Origin of the sequence: Skermanella rosea, assembly GCF_016806835.2 — a bacterium.
GTDB lineage: Bacteria > Pseudomonadota > Alphaproteobacteria > Azospirillales > Azospirillaceae > Skermanella > Skermanella rosea.
This window is the reverse complement of record NZ_CP086112.1, coordinates 469,451-493,116: the sequence shown is the minus strand read 5'-3', so window position 1 is coordinate 493,116 and position 23,666 is coordinate 469,451. Positions and strand designations below refer to the sequence as shown.

Sequence of the window (23,666 nt, the reverse complement as noted above, 5' to 3'; positions counted from 1 at the left end):
GCGATGATGACCGAAGCGACCAAGATCACGCCGGAACTGCTGCGCGGCATGCGGCTGCCGGAGCCGTCCGGTTCCGTCGACAAGAAGGCCAGGGGAAGCGTGCTGGTCGTGGCCGGCAGCGTCGAGGTGCCCGGCGCCGCCCTGCTGGCGGGCACCGCCGCGCTGCGGGCCGGCGCCGGCAAGCTCCAGATCGCCACCTGCTCCAGCGTGGCCCTTCACCTGGGGCTGGCCGTCCCCGAGGCGCTGGTGCTGGGCCTGCCCGAGACGCCTTCCGGCGGAATCTCCCCCGAATCGGCCGACCTGCTGTGCGAGCGGAGCAAGCGGAACGACGCGGTGCTGCTCGGCCCCGGCATGATGGACAAGGAGGCGGTCGCCGCCCTGACAACCGGGATGGTGAACAGCCTGGAAGGCCCCGCGCTGGTGATCGACGCCGAGGCGCTGGTCTGCCTGGACACCCTGCGCGAGCCGCTGTGCCGGCGCGAGGGACGGACCATCATCACGCCCCACGCGGGCGAGATGGCGAGCCTGCTGGAGATCGACCGCGACGCCGTGGAGGCCGACCCGCTCGCCACCGCCCGCCGGGTCGCCACCGAGTTCAAGATGGTGGTGGCGCTGAAGGGCGGCTGCACGCACATCGTGGACCCGGACGGCAACGCCTGGTTCTACGAGAGCGGCAATGTCGGGCTGGCCACGTCCGGATCGGGCGACACGCTGGCCGGGGTCGTGGCCGGCCTGGTGGCACGGGGCGCCGAACCGGCGCAGGCGACGATCTGGGCCGTCTACCTGCACGGCCAGGCCGGCAACCGCCTGGCGCGGAGCCGCGGCCCGATGGGCTTCCTCGCCCGCGAGCTGCTGGCCGAGATCCCCGGCATCATGGCGGAGCTGGCGCCGCCGCGGTGAGGGGTTGGCTGCTCGGTTAAGTTGCAGAAAACGTAGGTCGGGTAGAGCGAAGCGGCATCCGGCAAAGCCGACGCTGTGATATCGGCTGCCGCTTCGCTCTAGCCGACCTATATGGGTTTTAGCCAGCGATGCTCAGCGCGGCGGCCCGGCCAGGACGTCTGCGCGGGCGATGCGGTTGAGGCTGACTTCCAGGCGGGCGTCGGCCTTGGCGATCTCCTTCAGGGCGCCGGAGGTGAAGGCCATGTGGTCGCGCGCGGCCTGCCGGGCGGTCTCGGGATCGCCGGCGATAATGCCGTCGTGGATCGCCCGGTGCTGGGCCAGCAGCAGTTCCCGCACGTTGCGCCTCAGATAGAGGGTGGCGCGGTTGTAGAACACGTCGTTGCGCAGCATCTCCGACAGCGAGCGCATGACATGCAGCATGAAGAGGTTATGGGACGCCTCGTAGATCGCCAGGTGGAAGTCGGCGTCGGCGTTCGCCTCGTCGGTCGGGTCTTCCTTCTGGTGGGCGGCCTCCATGGCGGCGAAGCATTCCTGGATCAGCTCCCGGTCCACGCTGGTGCCGCGCAGGGCCGCCAGATAGGCCGCCGAGCTTTCGGCGATGCCGCGGAACTCGAGGTAATCGTAGGTCGCTTCGGGATTGCTGTTGACCACATCGGCGAGCGGGGCCGTGAAGCTCTCGTCGAGCAACGGCGCCACCCGCGTGGCGCCGCCGCGCTCGCTGACCAGGAGGCCGCGCCGCTCCAGCTTGTCCAGCGCCTCGCGGAGGCTCGGGCGGGAGACGTCGAACCGCTGGGCCAGCTCCCGTTCCGGCAGAAGGCGCTCGCCGGGCCGCAGCGATCCTTCGAGGATCAGCCTTTCCAGGCGGTCGGCGATGGCGTCCGCGAGCTTGGCGGGGCGGATCGGCTCGGTCATGGCGATGCTCTGGCCCTGAGGTTACGGAAGCGAAAATGGCCTCCCCCTCAATCTGGCAAAGCGCCTTTGCAACGGCAAGCATCTTGGTGAAAGCTTTTATCCAGGGATCGGCCGGACCCCTCCGGACCGCTTGAGCACCAGGACGATCAGCTCCTTCGGGCCGTGGACGCCGAAGGCCAGCGTCTGCTCGATGTCGGCGGTCTTCGACGGGCCGGAGACCAGGACGACGTTGGTCGGCATCCGCCCGGCCCAGCCCTGCTCCAGGATCACCTCGGCGAAGCTGTCGCGGATGGTGTCCTCCTCCACCAGCGCCACGTGGATCGGCGGCAGCAGCGACATCAGGCGGGGCTCCGCAGCGGTCGGCCACAGGATCAGCGTGCCGGTCTCGGCGATGCCGCCGACCGCGGCGGTGACGCCGGCATCCACCCCGTGGACCAGCTCGCCTTTCCACTGCTCGATCGCCCGATCATAGGCGACCAGCCGCGGCGCCTGGGGATCGGCGCTCCAGGCTTCGGCCAGCTGCCGCGCCGCGTCGGAGCCGTCGCCATGGACCACGGCCCGGACGCCGCGGTTGTCCAGCAGGGTGCGCAGGCGGCGCGGCCAGTCCGCCGCGTCGACCTCGTGGACCTCCGCCTTCATGGCTTCGAGCATGGTGCGGAACCGGTCGAGCCGGGCCGGCGCGTCGAACCGGGGAGCCCGCCAGTCCGGCAGCGCGGGCGCCGGGGCCGGCGGGGCGGCGCGCAGGCGGGACAGGATGCGGGCGCGGGCGCCGGAGGAGTCATGCATCGTCGAAACCCTTGTCGCGGGCGAGTTGGTGAAGGGTCCTGGGCGCGAATTTCGGCTTGGAGCGGACGCTGGTCCAGGCCTTCAGCGGCGGCAGGCCCGCCGGGATCAGGTTGCCGGCCAGGGCCAGGGCGCGGGAGCCCAGGCGGTACAGGACGGGATTGGCGTGGAGCCATTTCCAACCGGCCCAGGCGGAGCTTTCCGATAGGGTCCAGCCGCCGCCGGCGCCCTTCACCGCGTTGGAAGCGGATGGCCTCACGGCCTCCCGGCGCAGCCGGACCAGGATATCGGCGATCGGGATCTTGACCGGGCAGACCTCGACGCAGGCGTTGCACAGGCTGGACGCGTGGGGCAGGTCGCCCGCCGCGTCGAGCCCGGCGATCTGCGGCGTCAGGATCTTGCCGATGGGGCCGGGATACACCGCGTCGTAGGTGTGCCCGCCGACGCGGGCATAGACCGGACAGTGGTTCATGCAGGCGCCGCAGCGGATGCAGCGCAGCGTCTCGCGCAGCTCCGGGTCGGCGTAGACGCGGGTCCGGCCGTTGTCGAGCAGCACGAGATGGACCTCGCGCGGGCCGTCCTTCTCGCCCTCCCGGCGGGGCGAGGTGATCATGTTGACATAGGTGGTGATCGGCTGGCCGGTCGCCGAGCGCGGCAGCAGCGCCAGCAGCGGCGGGATGTCGTCCAGGGTCTCGACCAGCTTCTCGATTCCCATCACCGCGACGTGGAGCGGCGGCAGGGTCGTCGAGAGGCGGCCGTTCCCCTCGTTCTCGACCAGCACCAGGGTGCCGGTCTCCGCGACCGCGAAATTGACGCCGGAGATGCCGGCGTCCGCCTCCGCGAAGCGGTCGCGCAGCACGCGCCGGGCCGCGGCGGTCAGCTCGTCCACGTCCTCGGTATAACGCTGGCCCTCGATATGCTCCGCGAACAGGGCGCCGATCTGGCCCTTGTTCTTGTGGATGCAAGGCATGACGATGTGGCTGGGCATCTCGCCGGCGAGCTGGATGATGTATTCGCCCAGGTCGGACTCGATCGCCTGGATGCCGTGCTCGCCCAGGAAGGCGTTCAGGTGCATCTCCTCCGACACCATCGACTTGCCCTTGACCACGGTCTTCACGCCGTGCTCCCGGAAGATGCCGAGAACGATGCGGTTGGCCTCGTCGGTGGTCTCGGCCCAGTGGACCTTGATGCCGTTCCCGGTGCAGCGCGCCTCCAGCTGCTCCAGCAGGTCGGGCAGCCGGGCCAGCGCCCGCTCCTTGATCGCGGCACCCCGTGCGCGCAGCGCGGCCAGGTCGGCGGCGTCGGGGAACTGCGCCGCCCGCTTGGCCATCAGGCCGTCCATGGCGCGGCGGAAATTGGCCCGCAGCGGCTTGTCGTCCAGGGCCAGGTGCGCGCGCTCCGCGAAGCTGCCGGCCTTCGGCGCCCCGGCGCCGGTCTGAACGTCAGCGGTCATCGCTGCGCTCCAGCAGGAATTCGGCGAGATGCCGGCCGCGCAGCGGAGGGCCGGCCTTGCCGCCCATCCTGTCCAAGGCGCCCGTGATGTTCATCAGGCAGCCGCAGTCGCCGGTGACCATCTCGGTGGCGCCGGTGGAGCGCAGGGCGTCGATCTTGTCCGCGACCATGGCGGCGGAAACCTCCGGCTGGCGGACCGAGAAGGTGCCGCCGAAGCCGCAGCATTCCCGTTCGCGCGGGTTCTCGACCAGGGTCACGTTCTCCAGCGAGCGGAGCAGCCGCTTCGGCTCGTCGGTCACGCCCATCTCGCGCATGGAGTGGCAGGAGGCGTGCCAGGTCACCGTCACCGGCTCGCCGTGGTCCGCCAGCTTGCAGTCCAGCACATGGACGAGGAACCAGCTCAGCTCGTAGATCCGCGCGGCGAACGCCTCGGCCCGCTCCCGGTCGGGCTGGTCGGCGAACAGCTGGGGATAGTGGACGCGCATCATCCCGGCGCAGCTCCCCGACGGGACGACGATTGGCCAGGGTTCGGGGAAGGCGTCGAACTGGGCGCGGGCGACGGCGCGCGCCTCCTCGAAGAAGCCGCAGTTGCGGGCCGGCTGGCCGCAGCAGGTCTGGTCCTGGGGAAACACCACCCGGAGGCCCTGGCGCTTGAGCAGCTCCATGCCGGCGAGCCCGGCCTGCGGATAGAACAGATCGACCAGGCAGGTGCCGAAGAAATAGACCGTTTCCGGCCGTTCCGGGGGAACGGCGGCCGACGGTGTGGACATGGCGCTCAAGTGCGTTCCCCCATCATCAATTTACCTTCTTTGGAATGATGGGTAAGTTATTTGACCATTGGTGTCAATGAGCCAATCTGTCTTGACCAGGAGAGGAGCGAAAAAGCCCTTCCGCCCGGGCGGGACGGAAGGGCCGCAGGAAGGAGCGAAGGTTTTTATGCCTTGGCGGCGCTGCACAGCTTCCAGTCGCCGCCCTGGAGGGCGAACAGCATGGCGAGCGGCTGCTGGGTGCTGCGGTCCAGGACGACGCGGAACCGGGAGCCGACGCAGGCGCCCTCGGCCTTGGCGACCGGCAGCTTGACGCTCTTGGACTTCAGGCAGCCGTCGGCCGACTTCGGGACGGCGGCGGTGAAGGGCTCGGGCGTCTTGCCGTTCAGCTGCATGTAATAGTCGGTCGGCTGGCCGCCCTGGACCTTGGCCATCACGACGACCGAGCCGAAGCGCGAGCGGTACAGGCCGGACTGCTGTTCCCCGTCGGCCATGCCGGGCGGCAGGGGGCGGAACGAGACGGCGCCGCAGGCGGGCGGCGCATTCTTGCCGTCCGCCTGCTGGGCCGAATTGCCGATGGAGGGGGAGACAAGCGCCGTGGCCACCAGCATCAGGGCGGCCAATACCAAACGGAAAAGGATCATAATGCCCAACCCTCAGGAATGACCCTGCCGACGGTTCGCGGCAGCGGTGCGGGATCGCTGCGCGGTATAGCCGCCGAGTGGTTAAGGCCGGGTGAAGCGCCCCGCCCTACCCGAACCGCCGCCGCAGTTCGGCGAAGGCGACGGTCGCCCGCGCCGCGTCGTCGGAGGACGGTCGCCCGCTGACATCGGGGTGGACCGCCTTCAGCCGGGCGCGGTAGGCGGACTTCAGGTCGTCCAGGGTCGCCGGCATGGCGGCCAGGCCGAGGGCCGCGAGGTGGCGCGCGGTCGCCGCGTCGTGGGCCGGCGGCGGGTCCGCCGGGTTGGGTCCCGTCCCCCCGACTTCATCCTGGCCGACTTCATCCTGGCCGACTTCATCCTGGTCGGCCTCCTCCCGGGCGGCGCCGGCGGCGTCGTAGAACGCCAGGTCGGCTTCCAGCCTGGCGATCGTTTCCAGCAGGGCGTCGTGCTCGTCCAGCCAGCCGGTCAGACGGTCCTCCAGCGCATCGAGCGACTGGCGCAGAGCGGCTAGCCGGTCCGGATCGGTCTCCGCCGCCACCTGCCCCGTCAGGATGTCGCGCGCCTTGTCGTAGCGCCGGATCTCGTCGGCCAGGCGGGCGCACTCGGCCTTCTTCCCCGCCAGCTCGCGGCGGCACCGGGCGGCGAGGGCGCCTGCCCCCGTCCCCGGATCCCGCCTGTCGAGATACGCCGCGACGGTCGCCGCCGCCGATCCGAAGACAAGGCGCAGCAGCGTCCCGAACTCGCCGAGGGCGCCGCCGCGGACGCGTCCGGACCAGCGCCGCCGCCGGGAGGCCCGCGTCACGCGCGGGACTCCCGGCAGGCGCAGGGAGGGTGCGGCAGAGCGGCGGAAGGGCAGCGTTTCCGCATATGCGAAGGAGATGGATGCTCATCCAAATGTATAATACTTAAGATTTTGTTAAACCTTCGGCACCCCAAAATCGCGGAACAATCCAGCATTTTATCTAAAATCCTTTCGTTTTCAGTCGGTTACCACGTTGGTTAACAAGATGCTAAATCGTTCGTAGTAGGAAAACTATGCCTATCGATAGTTTGAGATTGCTTCGAACTTTAAGCACATTGAGTTCATCAAGCACGGAGCGACCCGGACCACAAACGAACCGCAAACGAGATCATAGATAGACGACCAACAAAAAGACTAAAGCAGCCAAATCTTCAACTAGACTACCGATTTTTAAAAATCAAGCCCGCATTTCAAACCTTCTATTATTTAGACAGTTTCAATCAAAGGAAGTTTCCGCCGGCAACCGGCTCTCCCGGTTCGCGGCGAGGAACCCCTCGGACTGTCGCCTCCCCCTCCCCATCGAACCTTGCTTTGCCACAGGAGCCAGTACCATGGACAACGTCAAACTCGCTCTCGCTTTCGTCTCCAACCTGCCCGTCGTCAGCCGCATCGCGCCGGCCCTGTCCAGCCGCCGTGGCGTCACCGCCCTGGAATACGGCCTGATCGCCTGCCTGATCGCCGTCGTCATCATGGGCGGCGTCGGAGCCCTCGGCACCAGCCTCGACAAGATGTTCACCGATCTTTCGACGACGATCGGCGGCGTCGCGACGAAGTAATCCGCCAGCCCGCCATCAGCCCGCCGCCGGAGGAAACGCCATGACCACCGTCGAACCGATCCTCCTGGCGGCCTGCCTGATCTACGCTCTTGCCGCGGCGCACGACATCGCGGCGAGGACGATCCCGAACACCTGTTCCGTAGCGCTTCTGTTCCTCGCGCTCCTCCGACTGACGCTGACTGACGGCGGCGCCTCGGCCCTCATCGACGCCGCCGTCTCTTTCGGAGTGTTCACGGCCCTGGTCATGCTGTGCGCGGCCGGCCTTCTCGGCGGCGGCGACGCGAAGCTGATCGGCTCCAGCACCTTCTTCCTCGGTTTCGACCGGCTGGCGGACTTCCTGACCGCCACCGCCCTGGCCGGCGGCATCCTGGCCCTGGCCTACCTGGTCGGCCACCTGCTGCTGTCCGGCCTGCCCCATGCGGTCCCCGCCCCTTCCGGCCCCGGCCGGCGGGCGGCGCGCCACCGCTTCGGCCTGGTGCTGGCGGCCGAACACCGGCGGATCGCCCGGAAGCAATCCATTCCCTACGGCGTAGCCATCGCCGCCGGCGCCCTGATGACGCTCGGCGGCCTCCTCTGAACAGGGTGCCGTCATGCTCATGCGAATTCTGCTCGTCGTTCTCGTCAGCCTGTCCGTCGGCATCGTCGGACTGGTCGTGATGCGGTCCCTGCCCAAGGATGCCGGCACCGCCGTCGCGGCCCCCGCCCCGGTGCTGGGGCGCGCCATCCTGGTCGCCGCCCGCCCGGTCGCCGCGGGCTCCATGCTGCGGGCTGACGACGTGCGCTGGCAGGACTGGACCTCCGGCGACGTCCCGGCCGGCTACATCAACCGGATGGAGACCTCCGCCGAGACCGTCTTCGGCTCGGTCGCCCGGCGCAACCTGGTGGCCGACGAGCCGCTGGTCCGCGGCCAGCTGGTCAGCCCCGGCGACCGCGGCTTCCTGGCCGCCGTGATGACGCCCGGCAACCGCGCCGTGGCGGTCGCGGTCGACGCGGTCAGCGCCGCCAGTGGGCTGATCTGGCCGGGCGACCGGGTGGACCTGATCCTGACCCAGACCTTCGAGCAGGAGGACACCAAGCCAACCCGCAAGGCGGTCGGCGAGACCGTGCTGAGCGACCTGCGGGTCCTGGCGATCGACCAGCACCTGAACGAGGCGTCCAGCGACGCTTCCGCCGCCTCCGAGCTGCGGGTGCCGCGCACCGTGACGCTGGAGGCGACCTCCCGCCAGGCGGAGATGATCGCGGTGGCTTCCGGGCTCGGCCGGCTGGCCCTGGCGCTGCGCAGCGTCGCCACCGAGGGCGAGCCCGGGACGGCCGACGCCGGCAAGGTCACTCCGACCTGGGCGGCCGACGTTTCCCCGGCGCTCGCCTTGCAGAAACCCCCGGCCCCCGCCGCGGCGCCCGCCGCGTCCGCCCCGGCCGGCGTCCAGATCCTGCGCGGCTCGTCCCGCAACGGCCAATGAACCCCGCCCCCAACGCCGCCCGAAAGGAGCCACAGGTCATGTTCCAGACCATCGCCCGCCGACTGGGCCGGGTCGCGCTGGCCGGCATCGCCGTCACCACCGTTTCTCCACTGCCGGTTTCCTTGCCGCTCGCTTCCCTGCTCGCCGTTTCCTGCCTGACGATCCCCGGCCCCGCCCGGGCCGACACGGAAGTGACGATCGAGGTCAACGCCGGCAAGACGGTCACCCTGGCCCGCCCGGCCTCCACCATCTTCGTCGCCAACCCGGAGATCGCCGACGTCCAGGCGCCGCCCAACGGGGCCTCCTTCTTCGTCTTCGGCAAGGCGGCCGGCCGGACCAGCATCTTCGCGCTGGGCGACGACGGCAAGCCGCTGGTCTCCTACACGGTCGCGGTCACCCAGCCGCTGGGCGACCTGAAGCGCCGACTTGCGACCCAGGTGCCGGACGTGCAGGCGGACCTGGAATCGACCCCCGGCGGCATCATCCTGTCCGGCACGGCGCCCAGCCCGGCGGCGGCGTCCCAGGCCGCAGACCTGGTCCGCCAGTATCTCGGCAAGGACCAGCAGGTGGTCAACCGGCTGCGGGTCACCGCCGGCTCCCAGGTGAACCTGCGGGTCCGGATCGCCGAGGTCTCGCGGTCGGTCACCAAGGAGCTGGGCTTCAACTGGGAGAGCCTGTTCAACGTCGGCGCCTTCACCTTCGGAATCGCCACCGGCCGCGACGCCCTGACGGCCGGCGGCACCATCCTGCGGTCCGTCACCGGCGCCGCCACCCTGCCGGTCGGCTACCGGTCGAGCAACGGCCGGGTGGACGTCAACACGGTGATCGACGCCCTGGCGGAGGACGGCCTGGTCTCCATCCTGGCCGAGCCGAACCTGACGGCCCTGTCGGGCGAGACGGCGAGCTTCCTGGCCGGCGGCGAGTTCCCGATCCCGGTCAACCAGCGCGACGGCCAGATCACCATCGAGTTCAAGCAGTTCGGCGTCAGCCTCGACTTCACCCCGACCGTGCTGTCGGGCGAGCGGATCAGCATGAAGGTCCGGCCGGAGGTCAGCGAGCTGACCGAGGAGGGCGCCGTCGTCATCGAGGACCTGAAGATCCCGGCGCTGAACGTGCGCCGCGCCGAGACGACGGTCGAGCTGGGCAGCGGCCAGAGCTTCGCCGTCGCCGGGCTGCTCCAGAACAACAGCCGCACCGTGGCCCAGCGGGTGCCCGGCCTGGGCGACGTGCCGGTGCTGGGCGGCCTGTTCAGCTCGACCCGCTTCCAGCGGAACGAGACCGAGCTGGTGATCGTCGTGACCCCCTACATGGTCACCCCGGTGTCCCAGCCGGGAGCGATCCAGGCGCCGACCGACAACTACGTCCCGGCCTCCGACGTGGAGCGGATCTTCGCCGGCAGGATCAACAAGCCCGGCCGGTCCGACGGCGGCAACCTGCTCTTCGGCCCCGGCGGCGTGCGGCTGCGCGGCGATGTCGGCTTCATCCTCGACTGATCGATCCCATCCCAGCGGCCCGGCGCGTCACAGGAGACATCCCATGCATCCCATTCCCCGCTTCGCCACCGTCCTCGCCGGCCTGCTGCTGGCCTCGGCCTGCGCCGCCACCCCGGACGAACCCCTCGAACAGGCCCGGATCGGCAATGTCGGCGTGGTCGACGCGATCGACGGGAACTTCCTCCTGCCGGTCGACGCCCAGGGCCGGATCAACGGCGCCGACCGAGCCGCCGCCCTCCGGACCCTGGCCGACTTCGGCTCGCCGGCCACGACCCGGGCCCGCGTCGCCGGGGCGCCCCCGGCGGCCCGGGCGGAGCTGGTCCGGCTGCTCGCCGACGCCGGCGTGCCCCCGGGCCATGTCAGCTTCGGCGACGATCCCGCGTCTTCGGCCCCGGCCTCCGGCAGCGTCCGCATCCTGCTCCAGCGGTTCGAGGTGACGCCGCCGACCTGCGCCGGATGGCCCGACATCCAGAAGAACTACGTGGAGAACGGGCCGCTGCTGCCGCTCGGCTGCGTCACCAACCGCAATCTCCAGCTCATGGTGGAGGACCCGCGCGACCTGGTGATCGGCCGCACCCTCGGCCCGGCGGACGCCGCCCGCGAGGCGGGCGCCGTCGCCCGGTACCAGGCCGACAAGGTCAAGCCCTTCACCTCGACCACCGCGACCGGTGGGCGCGGCGCAACCCTTTCGAAGCAGTGATCGCCATGACCGCCCTGGCCCAACCGATCCAGTCGTCCCTGCCCGCCGCCTCTTCCGCCGCCGCCGAGCGCGGCGGCAGGGTCGTGGCCTACGTCACCGACGCCGCGACGGAGACGGCGCTGCGGCAGGCGGCGGGCCAGCTCCTGGTCAGCGAGTTCGAGGTCCGGCGCGGCGACGTCCGCACCGCGGCCCGCGACCTGGCCCGCCAGCGCTCGCCCGACCTGCTGATCGTCGATCTCAGCGGGATCGAGCTGCCGATCGGCGCCATGGAGGCGCTGTCCCAGGTGTGCGAGCCCAGCGTCACGGTCGTCGCGGTCGGCGACCGCAACGACGTGGCGCTCTACCGCAACCTGCGCGGCCTGGGAGTCGCCGAATACCTGTTCAAGCCGCTTCCCGCCGACCAGGTCGAGGCCCTGCTGGGCCGCGCGGCCGGGACCGCCGGGCGCGGCGAGGACACCGGGAGACAGGGCAAGCTGGTCGCGGTGACGGGGGCCCGCGGCGGCGCCGGGACCACCACGGTCGCGGTCAACCTGGCGGCCTACCTGGCCGACATCGACCGCCGCCGGATCGCGCTGGTCGATCTCGACCTCCACACCGGCACGGTCGCCCTGCACCTGAACCTGAAGCCGGGCCGCGGCCTGCGCGAGGCGATCGAGGCGCCGGAACGGGTCGACGGCCTGTTCCTGGAGCGCGCCATGCAGCCGGCCTCCGACCGGCTGGACGTGCTGGCGACCGAGGAGCCGATCGTGCCGCCGGTCGCCCAGAACCCGCGTGCCGTCCTGGACCTGCTGGACTGCCTGAGGGGGCAGTACCACTACGTGGTGGTCGACGTGCCGCACGGATTGTCGGAGACGGCCCGCGCCGTGCTCGACCACGCGGCCCTGCGGATCATCGTCGCCGACGGCAACCTGGCGGGCGCCCGCGACGCGCTCCGGCTGCGCGGCGCCTTCGAGGCGTCGGGCGCCGCCCGCCAGACCCTGACCGTGCACAACCGCCGCGGCGCGCCCGGCGCGCTGTCGCCGGCCGACTTCGGCCGCGCGCTGGGCTCGACCGCCGACTGCGCGATCGAATGCCGGCCCAAGCCGCTGGTCGAGGCGGCGACCCTGGGCGAGCCGGCGATCCGCCGCTGCGCGCCGTTCAAGTCCGACATCTCCCGGCTGGCCGGGGCGGTGTCCGGCCAGTCCGCGAACGGCGGCGCGGGCCTGCTGGCCCGGCTGTTCCGCTCCGGGAAGGCCGCGCGATGAACGCCCTGTTCGGCCGCAAGCCGGGGGCGCTTTCCGCGGCTCCCCAGCCGGTGCCGGCGCCGGCCTCCGTCCCGGTCCCAGCATTGGCGCCGGTCGAGGGGCCGGTCGCGCCGGACCCGGCGTCGCCGCGCGCCCGCTCGCTCGACGGCATCCGGACCGAGGCGATGAACCGGATCGATCCGGCCGCCGTGTCGCGGCTGGAGCCGGCGGCCCTCCGCCCGCTGCTGGAATCCCTGATCGACGAGATCGCGACCGAGAATCGCTTCCAGCTCAACAGCCGGGAACAGGTCCAGCTCGCCACCGAGCTGGTCCACGACATGCTGGGCTTCGGCCCGCTGGAGCCGCTGCTGGAGGACGACCGGATCACCGACATCATGGTGAACGGGCCGAACCGGGTGTTCGTCGAGCAGCAGGGCAAGCTGGTGCTGTCCAACGTGCGGTTCCGCGACCAGCAGCACGTGCTCAACATCGCCCAGCGGATCGCCGGCGGCATCGGCCGCCGGATCGACGAGTCCAGCCCCATGGTCGACGCCCGCCTGCCCGACGGCAGCCGGGTCAACATCGTGGTGCCGCCGCTGGCGCTGGACGGCACCTGCATCTCGATCCGCAAGTTCGCCCGCCGGCGCATCGATTTCGCGACGCTGGTCGGATACCGCAGCCTGTCGGAGCCGATGGCCCGGGTGCTGGAGATCTGCGCGCGCGCCCGGCTGAACGTGATCATCTCCGGCGGCACCGGCTCGGGCAAGACGACGCTGCTCAACGCCATGTCGCGCATGATCGACGTCGGCGAGCGGGTCGTGACGATCGAGGACGCCGCCGAGCTCCAGCTCCAGCAGCCCCACGTGGTCCGGCTGGAGACCCGGCCGCCCAACCTGGAGGGCCACGGCCAGATCACCCAGCGCGACCTGGTGCGGAACGCGCTGCGGATGCGGCCGGACCGCATCATCATCGGCGAGGTCCGCGGCGCCGAGGCGTTCGACATGCTCCAGGCCATGAACACCGGCCATGACGGCTCCATGTCCACCGTCCACGCCAACAACACCCGCGACGCGCTCGCCCGCATCGAGAACATGGTGATGATGGGCAGCGTCAACCTGCCGCCGCGCGCGGTCCGCCACCAGATCGCCAGCGCGGTCCACCTGATCGTGCAGGTCCAGCGCATGCGCGACGGCGTCCGCCGGGTGACCCAGGTGTCGGAGCTGTCGGGACTGGAGGGCGACGTCATGGTGACCCAGGACCTCTTCACCTTCGAATTCCAGGGCGACAACCGCGACGGCACCATCCGCGGAACCTTCCGGTCGGCCGGCGTTAGGCCGTCCTTCATGGATCGTCTGGAATACTTTGGACTGGATACCGCGTACATGGCCGCCATCGACCAGGACCGCGGGTAAGGGGGCGACCGCGATGGGCAATCTCGAACTGCTCGATTACCTTCTGCTGGGGACCGTCGCCGCCCTGCTCGCGACGGTGCCGCTGCTCGTCGCGGCGCAGACCCGCCGGCGGCGGCTGAACCGCCGGATCGCCGACCTGCACGACGCGGGGAGCCGCGGCCTGCCGGCCCGTCCCGCCGCCGGCCAGCCGGTCCGCATCACCTTGGGCCAGCAGGACGGCCGGCTGCCGCAGGTCCGCCAGGCCCTGTTCCGCACCTTCGGCTACGACCCCCGGATGCCGGGCGCCCGTGGGCCGCTGCTGGTGCGCGCCGCGGGGGCCGGCATCGCGGCCGCCGCGTTCGGCGCCTGGGCGGCGGGACCCTTCGGCGGGCTTCCGGCCGCGGCCGTGCTGGGCACCGCGGCCGGCGGCGGCGTCATCGGCGCGCGCCTCGTCTTCATCCGCGCCCGGCGCGCGGCGAACGACCGCCTGCTCGACCAGTTTCCCGACGCGATCGGGCTGATCGTTCGCGCGGTCCGGGCCGGCGTCCCGGTGACCGAGGGCATCCGCATCGTCAGCGCCGAACTGCCGGCCCCGGTCGGGCCGGAGTTCAGGCGGGTGGTGGACGAGCTGGCGGTCGGCGTCGACCTGGAAACCGCGCTGTGGGCGCTGGCGGCCCGCACCGGGCTGCCGGAATACCGGTTCTTCGTGGTCACCGTCGTGCTCCAGCGCGAGACCGGCGGCAACCTGACCGAGACCCTGGACAACCTCGCCGACGTTATCCGCAAGCGCCGCGCCGTCCGGCAGCGCGCCCACGCGCTGTCGGCGGAAGCCCGGACCTCCACCTACGTGCTGGCGGCCCTGCCCTTCGTCTCGGGCGCCGGCCTCTACGTCATCAATCCCGATTACCTGACGCGCCTGTTCACCGACCCCCAGGGCAAGCTGCTGCTGGCCGCCGCCGCCACCAGCCTGACCCTGGGCCTGGTCACCATGAAGATGCTGATCCGGAGGGCCCTGTCGTGAACGCCGTCACCGACTCCCCCGCGGCGCTGACGCTGGGGCCGCTGGCCCTGCAGCCGCTCGACATCGTGCTGCTGGGATCAGCATTCCTGGTGATGGTGGTCGCCGCCGCGGCCCTCCAGGTCGGGTTCGCGAGGAAACGCCTCAACGACAGGCTGGACCGGGTGCGCCAGTCGGCCCTGGCCGCCTCCGGCGCCCCGGCGGCCGGACAGCCCGGACTGCTCCACCGGATCGGCGCCGCACTGGCCAAGGGCCCGCTGGTCGGGCAGGCCGAGATGGCGCTGATCCGCGGCCACCTGGCGGCGGCAGGCTACGGCCAGCCGGGCGCCCCGGCCTTCTTCGTCGGCCTGAAGGCGGCCCTGGCCGGCACGGCGGCGCTGCTCTGCTGGCTGTGGCTGGAGACCCGGCCCGTCGCGCCGCAGGCGCTGATGCTGTTCGGCGGCCTGGCCGGCACCGCGCTGGCCGGTTGGCGGCTGCCCGACATCGTGCTGTCCCGGCTGGTGCGCAACCGGCGGGCGGCGATCGAGCGCGGCCTGCCCGACGCGCTCGACCTGCTGGTGATCTGCGGCGAGGCCGGCCTGGGCCTGGACATCGCCTTCGAGCGGGTCGCCCGCGAGATGAAGCAGGCCCATCCGGAGCTGGGCAAGGAGCTGGCGATCACCGCGGCCGAGATGCGCGTGCTGCCGGACCGCTACGCGGCGCTGGCCAACATGGCCGACCGGCTGAAGCTGGAGACCCTGCGCAGCCTGGTCGCGACCCTGAGCCAGACCATGCGCTACGGCACGCCGCTCGGCCAGGCGCTGCGCGTGCTCGCCAACGAGATGCGCCGCGAGCGCCTGGTCCGCTTCGAGGAGCGCGCCGCCAAGCTGCCCGTGCTGATCACCCTGCCGATGGTGGGATTCATCCTGCCCTGCGTCTTCATCGTCGTCGCCGGGCCGGCGGCGCTGGACCTGCTCGCCACCCTGGCCGCCCGCTGACCGCTTTCCCGAAGGACCATCCCGACATGCGCCACCCCTCCGCCCCCCGCCGTACCGCCGCCTTCGCCCTGATGCTCGGCTGCCTGCTGACCTCGGCCTGCGTCGGCACCGGGATGGACGCCCGCCCCACGATCGCGACGGCGCCGGCCGCCACCGTGCTGGACGACAAGGGACGCCTTCAGCTCAAGCTCGCCGACAGCGCCCGCGCCGCCGGCAACTACGGCTATGCCGCCAAGCTGTACCGCGCGCTGGCCGAGGGCCAGCCGGGCAACGCGGCGCTCCAGGTCGGGCTGGGCGACTCGCTGACCGGGGCGGAGGAGTTCGACGAGGCGGCGGAAGCCTACCGAAACGCCATCGCCGCCGACCGCTTCAACGTCGACGCCCGGCTGGGCCTGGGCCGGGTCGCCATGCAGCTGCGCCAGCCGGACCTGGCGGTCGTCCAGTTCGGGGCCGTGGCGGACCAGGCGCCGAACGACCCGCGCGCCCGGGTCGGGCTGGGCGTGGCGCTCGACACGCTGGGCCGCCACGGGGAAGCGCAGGTCCAGTACCGCAACGCGCTCGACCTCAACCCGCGGAACCGCACGGCGATCAACAACCTGGCCCTGTCCCTGGCGCTCAGCGGGCGGCTGGACGAGGCCGAGGCCCTGCTGCTGCCGCTGGTCGACGGCCCGGCCAGCACCGCGCGGATGCGGCAGAACCTGGCCCTGGTCGCGGGGCTGAAGGGGGACGCGGCCCGCGCCGCCCAGCTCGGCAGGACCGACCTGGGCGAGCAGGACGTGCGCGGCAACCTGGCTTTCTACGACGCCGTCCGGCACCTCGGCCCGGACGCGCCCTGAGCCGCGCCGGAGGATGACCGCCATGGAACCGAACAAGCTTGGACGATCGCTGTCGCGGCGGGGGACCACGGCCCTGGAGTTCGCCCTGGTGGCCCCCCTCCTGGTGCTGCTGGTCGTCGCCACCGTCGAGTTCAGCTACGCCCTGACCGTGCAGAACCTGCTGGAACTGGCGGCCCGCAAGGCGTCGCGCACCGGCGTGACCGGTTCCGCCCCGCCGGCCGGCGTGACGCGGGAGGAGATGCTGCGCACCCTGGTGGTCGAGACCGGCCTGGGCCTGATCGACCCGGCGCGGCTGACGATCGAGATGACGGCCTATAACGGCTTCGCCAGCATCGGCGTCCCGGAGCCCTGCCGGGACATCGACGGCAACGGGACCTGCGATGCCGGCGAAGCCTTCACCGACGTCAACGGCAACGGGCGCTGGGACGCCGACCAGGGCGCCGCCAGCGCCGGCGTCGGCGGGCAGGTGGTGATCTACACGCTGACCTACACGAGCCTGCCGCTGACCGGGGTGGTCGCCGGGCTGGTCGCCCGCGCGCCGCTGGCCTATTCCGCGCGGGTGGTCGTGCGCAACGAACCCTTCCGGAGCTGAGGCACCGCCATGACCGGAGCAGCCAGGACAATCCTAAGCGCCCTCCCGGGAGCCCTGGGCAGCCGGCGCGGAGTGGCCGCGCTGGAGTTCGCGGTGATCGCTCCCGTGCTGATCCTGCTGCTGGTCGGCATGGTCGACATGACCCGCTACGCCCTGGCCGCGCTGCGGCTGGAGCGGGCGGCCTCCGGCACGGCCGACGTCGGCACCCAGTTCGACCGCCTGCGCGACGGAATGACCGTCGTCCAGGGCAACGAGGTGGGCGTGCTGTTCCTGGCGGCTGAGCAGATCGCCCGGCCGCTCGACCTCGCCGGCAGCGGCACGGTGATCATCACCTGCGTCGCCGACCAGGGCGGCGGGCCGGTGGTGATGTGGCAGCGCCGGTCCGGCCGGGCGGCCGCGACGAGCGGGATCGGCAGCGGCGCCGCCGCCACCCTGCCCGCGGGCTTCACCCTGCGCTATGGCGAGAGCGTCCTCTTCGTCGAGATCCACTACACCCTGCACCCCTACCTGTTCAGCGTCGGCTGGCTGGCCGGCACCGACGAGGCGGTCGACCTGCACCGGATGGCCGTCTACCGCCCGCGCTTCGGCACCCTGACCGAGCTGGAACGCTGACCCCCGGAGACCCTCGAAATGGCTGCATTCCTGCGCACCCTGTCTTCCCGGCTGGGCCGGCGTGCCCGGCGGAGCCGGCGCGGCAACATCGCCGTCATGACGGCGCTCCTGGCGGTCCCGGCGATCGGGGCCGTCGGCGTGGCGGTCGATCTCGGCCGCGCCTACATGCTGCACAACAGGATGACCACGGCGATCGACGCCGCGGCGCTGGCGGGCGGCCGGGTGCTGACCACCGCCAACGTCGCGGCCGACGTGCGCATGTATTATTACGCCAACATCCCGCCGGACTTCCTGGGCGCCACGGTCGGCGCCCCGACCATCACGGTGGCCGCCGACAACGAAACCATGGTGGTGAGCGCCAGCGCCACGCTGCCGACCACCTTCATCCAGGTGCTCGGGATCGACCATGTCCCGGTGTCGGTCAGCAACCAGGTCCGGCGCACCGTGCGCGGCATGGAGCTGGCGCTGGTGCTCGACGTCACCGGGTCCATGTGGAGCGGCAACAAGATCGGCCAGCTCCGGGATTCGGCGAAGGACCTGGTCGACATCCTGTTCGGCAGCAACGAGACGTCCCGGACCCTGTGGATCTCGCTGGTGCCCTATACCGCGACGGTCAACCTGGGTGCCGACCGCCAGGGTTGGCTGGGCGCCGCCTCGCCCAGGGCCGCCGACTACCAGCCCGGCAGCTGGCGCGGCTGCGTCGAGGCGCGACCGAGCCACGATGCCGACGAATTGCCGCCCTCTTCCGCGCCTTTCACCGCTTTCCTTTACCGCTCGACCCTGGGGCAGCATGCCGGCGGCGGCGACAACGACTGGCCGCCGATCAACGACCCGTTGCCCTACACCGACAACAACAACCGGACCGGCCCCAACGTCGGGTGCGGCCCGCCGGTGCTTCCGCTGTCCGGCAACAAGGCGGAGATCCTCGGCCGGATCGATGCGCTGAGGGGCGTCAACCGCGGCGGGACCATGGCCAACATCGGCCTCCAGGCCGGCTGGTTCACGCTGTCGCCGCTGTGGCGGGGGCTGTGGGGCGGGCCGACGCCGGCCGGCCTGCCGCTGGACTACGATACGCCCGACGTGGACAAGGCGGTCGTTCTGCTGACCGACGGCAGCAACGAATGGTACGATCACCCCAAGCCGCCGACCGGCGACTACACCGCCTATGGCCGGCTGTCGGAAGGGCGGCTCGGCACCACCACGGCGAGCCAGGCGACGTCGCGCATCAACAGCCGGATGACCGACCTGTGCATGGCGATGAAGGCGAAAAGGATAACGATCTACACAATCACGCTGATGGTCACCAGCGAGACGACAAAGAACCTGTACCGGTCCTGCGCCTCGCAGCCGACCTACTATTTCAACTCGCCGACCTCGGCAGAGCTGCGCGGGATCTTCCAGCAGATCGGATCGCAGCTGAGCAACCTGCGGCTCGACAAGTGAGGGGGGCACGATGATTGCTGGCTTAACCAGAGGATGCGTTTTTGGTGGGGCGTTCCTCTTCTCATCGTCATGACCGGGCTTGACCCGGTCGTCGCTTGCAGACTCCGTCAGCGCCGCAGTGCGGGGAGATACCCGGATCAAGTCCGGGTATGACGAAAAGGGGCCGTGTATTCCCATTGCTCAGCCTTTGGAGCAGCGAGCAAAAACCGTGCCCGACAGCCGTGGATCAAGTCCGGGCACGACGATGAAAAACGGGAACGCTGCCCTGAATACTTCAACCGACCCACTGGAGGGGACTTCAGCGGGCGGCGTCGCGGGGGGTGAAGATGCGGACCAGGGCGTCGGGGGCGGCGGGCGCCCGGGCGGCCTCGGGAGAGACGCCGGCAGAGAGATTCTCGGCCGGCTCGTGGTGCTCCGACGCTTGGCGGGCCAGGACGGCCGCGGCGGCGATCAGGATCGTCAGGGGCCAGACGAGCGCCAGGATCAGCCGCATGGAGATGCGGACCCGGCGTTCTCCGTCCAGCTCGATCGCCATCCATTGCGCCAGGCCGAACCAGAAGATGCCCGCCAGGTAAGTGAGTGCAAGCAGTGTGATCGATGCGCTGCCCATGTCCGATGTCCCAAGTTATCATGCGCCTGCCGGCGCGCCGCGGAGCGGCTATGTCACACATATTCCACAAACCTAGGCGCAATCGGCGGGACTCGCCACGGAGCCTTTGTATCAGCACATATTAAATTTTAGCGAATTAGGGCCATTCCCTCCGATCAGGGCTGCATCTGCGAGGGGTACACCTTCCACCGGGACCGAGCCCCGGTAGTGTTCACGCCTTCTCGGCAAGAAACGCGCCGAACAGGAAAGTTGCTGGCCTGCCCGGATCTTTTTCGGATGATGTTCGAGAGGTTCCCTATTCCGGATGCCGGCGCGGCGTGCCGTTGGGAATTCGGCGGTATTAACCCGGCGGTCCAACGATCACTATTAACCGGCGCTCCCTTCGCACTCGTTTTTTTTCCCATTTCTTACGTTAAATCTGCAGGCAAGCCGCCTTTATCGTATGCGGAGCATGCATGTCTCTCCTTTACCCACACGGCAAGGCTGAAGCCGAACAGTTCAGCGCCGTGCAGCATCCCTCCTCCGGTGTCGACCACACGTCATTCACCACGGAGGTGATCGCCGTCTGCGACTATCTGGCGACCGTCATCGCCGGCGCGTCCGTCTTCACGCTGGGCCACCTCCTTCACGGAAGCGAGTCCCTGGTCTCGGCCGAGATAGCGACCCTGGCGATCAACCTGCTGGTCTTCATGCTGTGCGCCCGCATGCTCCGGTCGCATGCGCCCCACCGGCTGGGAAGCCTGGTCCGTCAGGTCGGCCGCACCGCCGCGGCGCTGGCCATGGGCATCGCCCTGACCTTCGCCCTCGTCTGGTCGATCTCATGGCCGGCGCACCTGACGGTGCCGGTCCTGGCGTCCTGGTTCGCCCTGGCGGTCTGGCTGTTCGTCGGATGGCGGTGCCTGCTGCTCTGGTTCGCCGGCAAGGCCAGCTTCCAGCCCCTGCTGCGGCGCCGGACGGTGCTCGTCGGCTCCCCCGGCTTCGTGCGCGAGATGAGCGCCTATCTCGGCGCCCGGGCGACGGGCGGGTTCCAGGTCGTCGGCACCTTCGATCCCGCGTCGGAGATCGACCGGGAGAGCGAAACCCCGTTCATCGGCGGCATCGGCAACCTGCGTTCCTGGTGCGTGCGGCACCGGGTCCGCACCATCCTGATCGAGAACTCGCCGGGCGCCGGCACCGAACGGGTGCTGGGACTGCTGGACGGTCTGGCGGCGGACATCCGGCTGCTCGGCCGCGCCGACCTGCCGGCCGGGGCGGACGCGACGCTCAGCCGGTTCGGCGGCTGGCTGGCCGTGCAGGTGCGCGACAAGCCGGTCCGGAACTGGGACGAACTGGCCAAGCGGGCGCTCGACATCCTCGGCTCGGGCGCGCTGATCCTGGCGCTGCTGCCCCTGTTCGGGCTGATCGCGGCGGCGATCGCGCTGGAGAGCCCGGGCGGCGTCTTCTTCCGCCAGCGGCGCTTCGGCTTCCAGAACGAGGAGATCACCGTCCTCAAGTTCCGCTCGATGTATGTCCACAAGCAGGACGTGACCGGAGCCCAGCGGACGACCAAGGGCGATCCCCGCGTGACCAGGGTCGGCCGCTTCCTGCGCAAGTCCAGCCTGGACGAGATCCCGCAGCTGTTCAACGTCTTCATGGGGACGATGTCGCTGGTCGGCCCGCGGCCCCACGCGACCGCCATGAAGGTGGGCGACCAGCTCTACCACGAGGCCGTGCCCCACTACGCGCGCCGGCACAGGGTCAAGCCCGGCATCACGGGGCTGGCCCAGATCAGCGGCTTCCGCGGCGAGGTGGACACCCTCGACCATGCCCGAGGGCGCGTCGACCACGACCTCCGCTACATGGACGGCTGGTCGCTGGCCCTCGACATCAAGATCCTCCTGAAGACCGTCGGCTGCGTCTTCGGGGACCGCAACGCCTATTGAGCGACAGATCAGGACTGAACCGATGTACCGGATAATCCACGTTCTCAACGATGTCCGAAACCTTGGCAACGGCATCATCAACGCCGCCCTCGACCTGGCCTGCGGCCAGGCCATGGCGGGCCACGAGGTCACGGTCGTCTCCGGCGGCGGCGAGTACGAGACCCTGCTGCGCAGCCGCGGCATCGACCACCAGGTGCTGGACCAGAAGCGGACGGCCGGGAACGTCCCGAAGGCGCTGTACCGCTTCAACAGCATCGTGGCGGCGCGGAAGCCCGACATCGTGCACTGCCACAACATGACGGGAACGGTGCTGGCGACGCTGTCGAAGCCCTTCCACTCCTACTCCGTCGTCGGCCATCTCCACAGCCTGCACCAGCGCAGCTCCCTGGTGATGCGGATCGCCGACCGCACGATCGCGGTCAGCCGGGACGTCGGCAACGAGTTCATCCGGCTCGGCCTGCCGGCGCGGCGGATGCGCTTCGTCGAGAACGCGGTGATCGGCAGCCCGCGCTATTCCGCCTATGGCGCGCCCGGTGCGGAGGGTGACCCCGTCGACCTGTCCCAGCCCGCGATCGTGACCGTCGCCGGCATGTTCCAGCGCAAGGGCATCACGGAGCTTCTGACCGCCTTCGAGGCGATCGCGGACAAGGTCCCCGGCGCCAACCTGTACCTGGTGGGCGACGGACCGGACCTGCCCGAGTTCAAGCGCCACGCCGCCACGCTGGGAAGCGCGCCCCGCATCCACTTCACCGGCTTCCGCAGCGACTTCCAGGCCTATATGCGGAAGGCCGCCGTGTTCGTCCTGGCGTCCCGGCTGGACAGCTTCCCGCTGGTCCTGATCGAGGCGCGCGAACTGGGCGCGCCGATCATCGGAACCCAGGTGGGCGGCGTGCCGGAACTGCTCGACCACGGCAAGGCCGGACTGCTGGTGCCGCCGACGGACGCGAAGGCGCTGGGCGACGCCCTGCTGCGGGTGCTGACCGATCCGGACACCGCGGAGTCGCTCAGGCGCGCCGCCGTCAAGGACCTGGACCGCTTCCGGCTGGAGCACATGGTGCGGAACGTCGACAGGGTCTACGAGGAGCTGGTGCCGAAGCCGCGCGCGATCCCGGCGGGAGCGGCGCCGCTGGGTTGAGGCGGGTCTTCACCCCGCGGCCGAGCCGGCCCGCGCCTCCCCCGAGATCAGGCCGCCGACGGCCGCCAGCAGGTTGTTGGCATTGACCGGCTTGCCCAGCACCGGGGCCTTGGGATGGCGCTCGCCGGCGGTACCGCCGTTGTGGTAGCCGGTGCAGAACAGGAAGGGCACGCCCATGTCCTCCAGGGTGGCCGCCACCGGGTCGACCGTGGCGCCGAACAGGTTGACGTCCAGCACGGCGGCATCGGGCGGACCCGACCGCAGCAGGTCGAGCGCGTCCTCGACCCGTCCGACGGGACCCAGCACCGCGTAGCCGGCATCCTCCAGCAGCATCTGGATCGCCATCGCCGTCAGGGCCTCGTCCTCGACCACCAGGACGCGGCGGCCGGCATGGGTGGCCGGACCGGACGCGACCGACACGCCGGCCGGTTGCGCGATCTCGTTCACGCCGACCGCCTGCCAGGCATCGCCGGGCAGGCAGATCCGGGACGACAGGCCTTCCGCGGGCCAGTCCATCTCGAGTATTCCGCCCAGCTGCGACTCCACGACCTGGCGCAACAGCACGGAGCCGAAGCCTTCGCGGGCGGGCACGCCGTCGATCGCCGGGCCGCCGACCTCCTCCCACCGGATGCACAGGATTTCCCCGACGCCTGGCTGTCAAGCGGCAGGCTGTCCACCTTCAGGGCGTGGACCGAGAAGACGTAGCGGTGCGGCTTGTCGCCCGCCGGCGGGCACGCGCCGCCGAAGCCCGGGCCGCCGAAATCGGTGCGCCCCTCGACGGCGCCGGCCGGCAGCAGGCGCTTGGCGGAGTCGCCGGCCCCGGCCGGCAGGCTCGTCACCGACGGCGGGAGATTGAACACGACCCAGTGCCACCAGCCGCTTCCGGTCGGCGCGTCGGGATCGTAGACGGTCACGGCGAAGCTGCGGGTGTCGGCGGGCGCCCCCGTCCAGGACAGTGCCGGCGAGACGTTGCCCCCGGTGCAGCCGAACCCGTTCAGCACCTGGGCGGCGGCGAGGGTCTTGCCCTCCGCCACGTCGGGGCTGGACAGGCGGAACTCCTCCGCGGCGAGGGCCGGACCGGCCAGCAGGGCTCCGGCCAGGGCCAGCGGCAGCAATGCGGCTTTCATGCGCTTTTCTCCCAATGGATGGATGGGCGGAAAGCTACTCCGATCCCCCGCGGGCTTTCGCGCCGCTGCCGCT

Annotated in this window: 24 protein-coding genes and 1 pseudogene; 16 read left to right on the top strand and 9 right to left on the bottom strand. The window is 70.7% G+C overall.

From position 1 onward, the window contains the following. The first annotated feature begins 6 nt into the window (after positions 1-6). On the top strand, positions 7-900 hold the full coding sequence (locus JL101_RS30810; protein ID WP_228435590.1) for an NAD(P)H-hydrate dehydratase: 894 nt from the start codon (positions 7-9) through the stop codon (positions 898-900). 132 nt (positions 901-1,032) lie between these two features. On the opposite strand, the gene JL101_RS30805 is transcribed toward JL101_RS30810, so the two are convergent. From JL101_RS30805 to JL101_RS30780, 6 genes are all read right to left on the bottom strand, one after another. Beyond that, positions 1,033-1,812, bottom strand: a complete 780-nt coding sequence (locus JL101_RS30805; protein WP_203102125.1) for an FCD domain-containing protein — start codon at positions 1,810-1,812, stop codon at positions 1,033-1,035. A gap of 96 nt (positions 1,813-1,908) precedes the next feature. Further along, a complete protein-coding gene (locus JL101_RS30800) occupies positions 1,909-2,598 on the bottom strand; it encodes a LutC/YkgG family protein (RefSeq protein WP_203102123.1) in 690 nt (229 codons plus the stop codon). After that, positions 2,591-4,048: a LutB/LldF family L-lactate oxidation iron-sulfur protein gene (locus JL101_RS30795; protein WP_203102120.1), complete on the bottom strand. Its 1,458-nt coding sequence runs from the start codon at positions 4,046-4,048 to the stop codon at positions 2,591-2,593. Before JL101_RS30795 ends, JL101_RS30800 begins: the two co-directional genes overlap by 8 nt. After that, positions 4,038-4,817 (bottom strand): (Fe-S)-binding protein, encoded by a 780-nt coding sequence (locus JL101_RS30790; protein WP_203102118.1) that lies wholly within the window; start codon positions 4,815-4,817, stop codon positions 4,038-4,040. Before JL101_RS30790 ends, JL101_RS30795 begins: the two co-directional genes overlap by 11 nt. Positions 4,818-4,981: 164 nt before the next feature. Continuing rightward, on the bottom strand, positions 4,982-5,458 hold the full coding sequence (locus tag JL101_RS30785) for a hypothetical protein (RefSeq protein ID WP_203102116.1): 477 nt from the start codon (positions 5,456-5,458) through the stop codon (positions 4,982-4,984). 106 nt (positions 5,459-5,564) lie between these two features. Next, the gene (locus JL101_RS30780; protein WP_203102114.1) at positions 5,565-6,278 is read right to left on the bottom strand and encodes a J domain-containing protein; all 714 of its coding nucleotides are present in this window, start codon (positions 6,276-6,278) and stop codon (positions 5,565-5,567) included. Between the two features lie 551 nt (positions 6,279-6,829). Between JL101_RS30780 and JL101_RS30775 the strand changes: the two genes are divergently transcribed. From JL101_RS30775 to JL101_RS30715, 13 genes are read left to right on the top strand one after another with little or no spacing between them, the layout of a single operon-like run. Next, positions 6,830-7,054: a Flp family type IVb pilin gene (locus tag JL101_RS30775; RefSeq protein WP_203102112.1), complete on the top strand. Its 225-nt coding sequence runs from the start codon at positions 6,830-6,832 to the stop codon at positions 7,052-7,054. Positions 7,055-7,094: 40 nt separating this feature from the next. After that, positions 7,095-7,631, top strand: coding sequence for a prepilin peptidase (locus JL101_RS30770; protein WP_203102110.1), 537 nt, complete (start codon positions 7,095-7,097; stop codon positions 7,629-7,631). A gap of 13 nt (positions 7,632-7,644) precedes the next feature. Further along, positions 7,645-8,514, top strand: coding sequence for a Flp pilus assembly protein CpaB (gene cpaB / locus JL101_RS30765; protein ID WP_228435560.1), 870 nt, complete (start codon positions 7,645-7,647; stop codon positions 8,512-8,514). Positions 8,515-8,552: 38 nt separating this feature from the next. Continuing rightward, positions 8,553-10,007 (top strand): type II and III secretion system protein family protein, encoded by a 1,455-nt coding sequence (locus JL101_RS30760; protein WP_203102108.1) that lies wholly within the window; start codon positions 8,553-8,555, stop codon positions 10,005-10,007. A gap of 43 nt (positions 10,008-10,050) precedes the next feature. Further along, positions 10,051-10,707 (top strand): CpaD family pilus assembly lipoprotein, encoded by a 657-nt coding sequence (locus JL101_RS30755; protein WP_203102106.1) that lies wholly within the window; start codon positions 10,051-10,053, stop codon positions 10,705-10,707. 5 nt (positions 10,708-10,712) lie between these two features. Further along, complete coding sequence (locus JL101_RS30750; protein WP_203102104.1) at positions 10,713-11,951, top strand: AAA family ATPase; 1,239 nt, start codon at positions 10,713-10,715, stop codon at positions 11,949-11,951. Further along, complete coding sequence (locus tag JL101_RS30745; RefSeq protein WP_203102102.1) at positions 11,948-13,342, top strand: CpaF family protein; 1,395 nt, start codon at positions 11,948-11,950, stop codon at positions 13,340-13,342. Before JL101_RS30750 ends, JL101_RS30745 begins: the two co-directional genes overlap by 4 nt. A gap of 13 nt (positions 13,343-13,355) precedes the next feature. Further along, positions 13,356-14,342 (top strand): type II secretion system F family protein, encoded by a 987-nt coding sequence (locus JL101_RS30740; RefSeq protein WP_203102100.1) that lies wholly within the window; start codon positions 13,356-13,358, stop codon positions 14,340-14,342. Then, the gene (locus JL101_RS36645) at positions 14,339-15,316 is read left to right on the top strand and encodes a type II secretion system F family protein (RefSeq protein ID WP_267133572.1); all 978 of its coding nucleotides are present in this window, start codon (positions 14,339-14,341) and stop codon (positions 15,314-15,316) included. Before JL101_RS30740 ends, JL101_RS36645 begins: the two co-directional genes overlap by 4 nt. A 26-nt stretch (positions 15,317-15,342) precedes the next feature. Then, positions 15,343-16,152 carry a tetratricopeptide repeat protein gene (locus JL101_RS30730; RefSeq protein ID WP_203102093.1) on the top strand — a complete coding sequence of 270 codons (810 nt, stop codon included), beginning with the start codon at positions 15,343-15,345 and terminating at the stop codon, positions 16,150-16,152. A gap of 22 nt (positions 16,153-16,174) precedes the next feature. Further along, positions 16,175-16,744 carry a TadE/TadG family type IV pilus assembly protein gene (locus tag JL101_RS30725; protein WP_203102092.1) on the top strand — a complete coding sequence of 190 codons (570 nt, stop codon included), beginning with the start codon at positions 16,175-16,177 and terminating at the stop codon, positions 16,742-16,744. Positions 16,745-16,753: 9 nt separating this feature from the next. Next, the gene (locus JL101_RS30720) at positions 16,754-17,356 is read left to right on the top strand and encodes a TadE/TadG family type IV pilus assembly protein (protein ID WP_203102091.1); all 603 of its coding nucleotides are present in this window, start codon (positions 16,754-16,756) and stop codon (positions 17,354-17,356) included. Between the two features lie 18 nt (positions 17,357-17,374). After that, positions 17,375-18,799, top strand: a complete 1,425-nt coding sequence (locus JL101_RS30715; protein ID WP_203102090.1) for a TadE/TadG family type IV pilus assembly protein — start codon at positions 17,375-17,377, stop codon at positions 18,797-18,799. 298 nt (positions 18,800-19,097) lie between these two features. On the opposite strand, the gene JL101_RS30710 is transcribed toward JL101_RS30715, so the two are convergent. Continuing rightward, complete coding sequence (locus tag JL101_RS30710; protein WP_203102089.1) at positions 19,098-19,409, bottom strand: hypothetical protein; 312 nt, start codon at positions 19,407-19,409, stop codon at positions 19,098-19,100. Positions 19,410-19,864: 455 nt separating this feature from the next. Here JL101_RS30710 and JL101_RS30705 point away from each other — a divergent pair, with 455 nt between their 5' ends. After that, positions 19,865-21,331, top strand: coding sequence for an exopolysaccharide biosynthesis polyprenyl glycosylphosphotransferase (locus tag JL101_RS30705; RefSeq protein ID WP_203102087.1), 1,467 nt, complete (start codon positions 19,865-19,867; stop codon positions 21,329-21,331). A 22-nt stretch (positions 21,332-21,353) separates the two neighbouring features. Further along, a complete protein-coding gene (locus JL101_RS30700) occupies positions 21,354-22,466 on the top strand; it encodes a glycosyltransferase family 4 protein (RefSeq protein ID WP_203102085.1) in 1,113 nt (370 codons plus the stop codon). A gap of 9 nt (positions 22,467-22,475) precedes the next feature. On the opposite strand, the gene JL101_RS30695 is transcribed toward JL101_RS30700, so the two are convergent. Continuing rightward, on the bottom strand, positions 22,476-22,982 hold the full coding sequence (locus JL101_RS30695) for a response regulator (RefSeq protein WP_228435559.1): 507 nt from the start codon (positions 22,980-22,982) through the stop codon (positions 22,476-22,478). A gap of 125 nt (positions 22,983-23,107) precedes the next feature. Next, positions 23,108-23,593 (bottom strand): annotated as a pseudogene (locus JL101_RS30690) (YbhB/YbcL family Raf kinase inhibitor-like protein); the annotation flags it as partial. Positions 23,594-23,666: the final 73 nt, after the last annotated feature.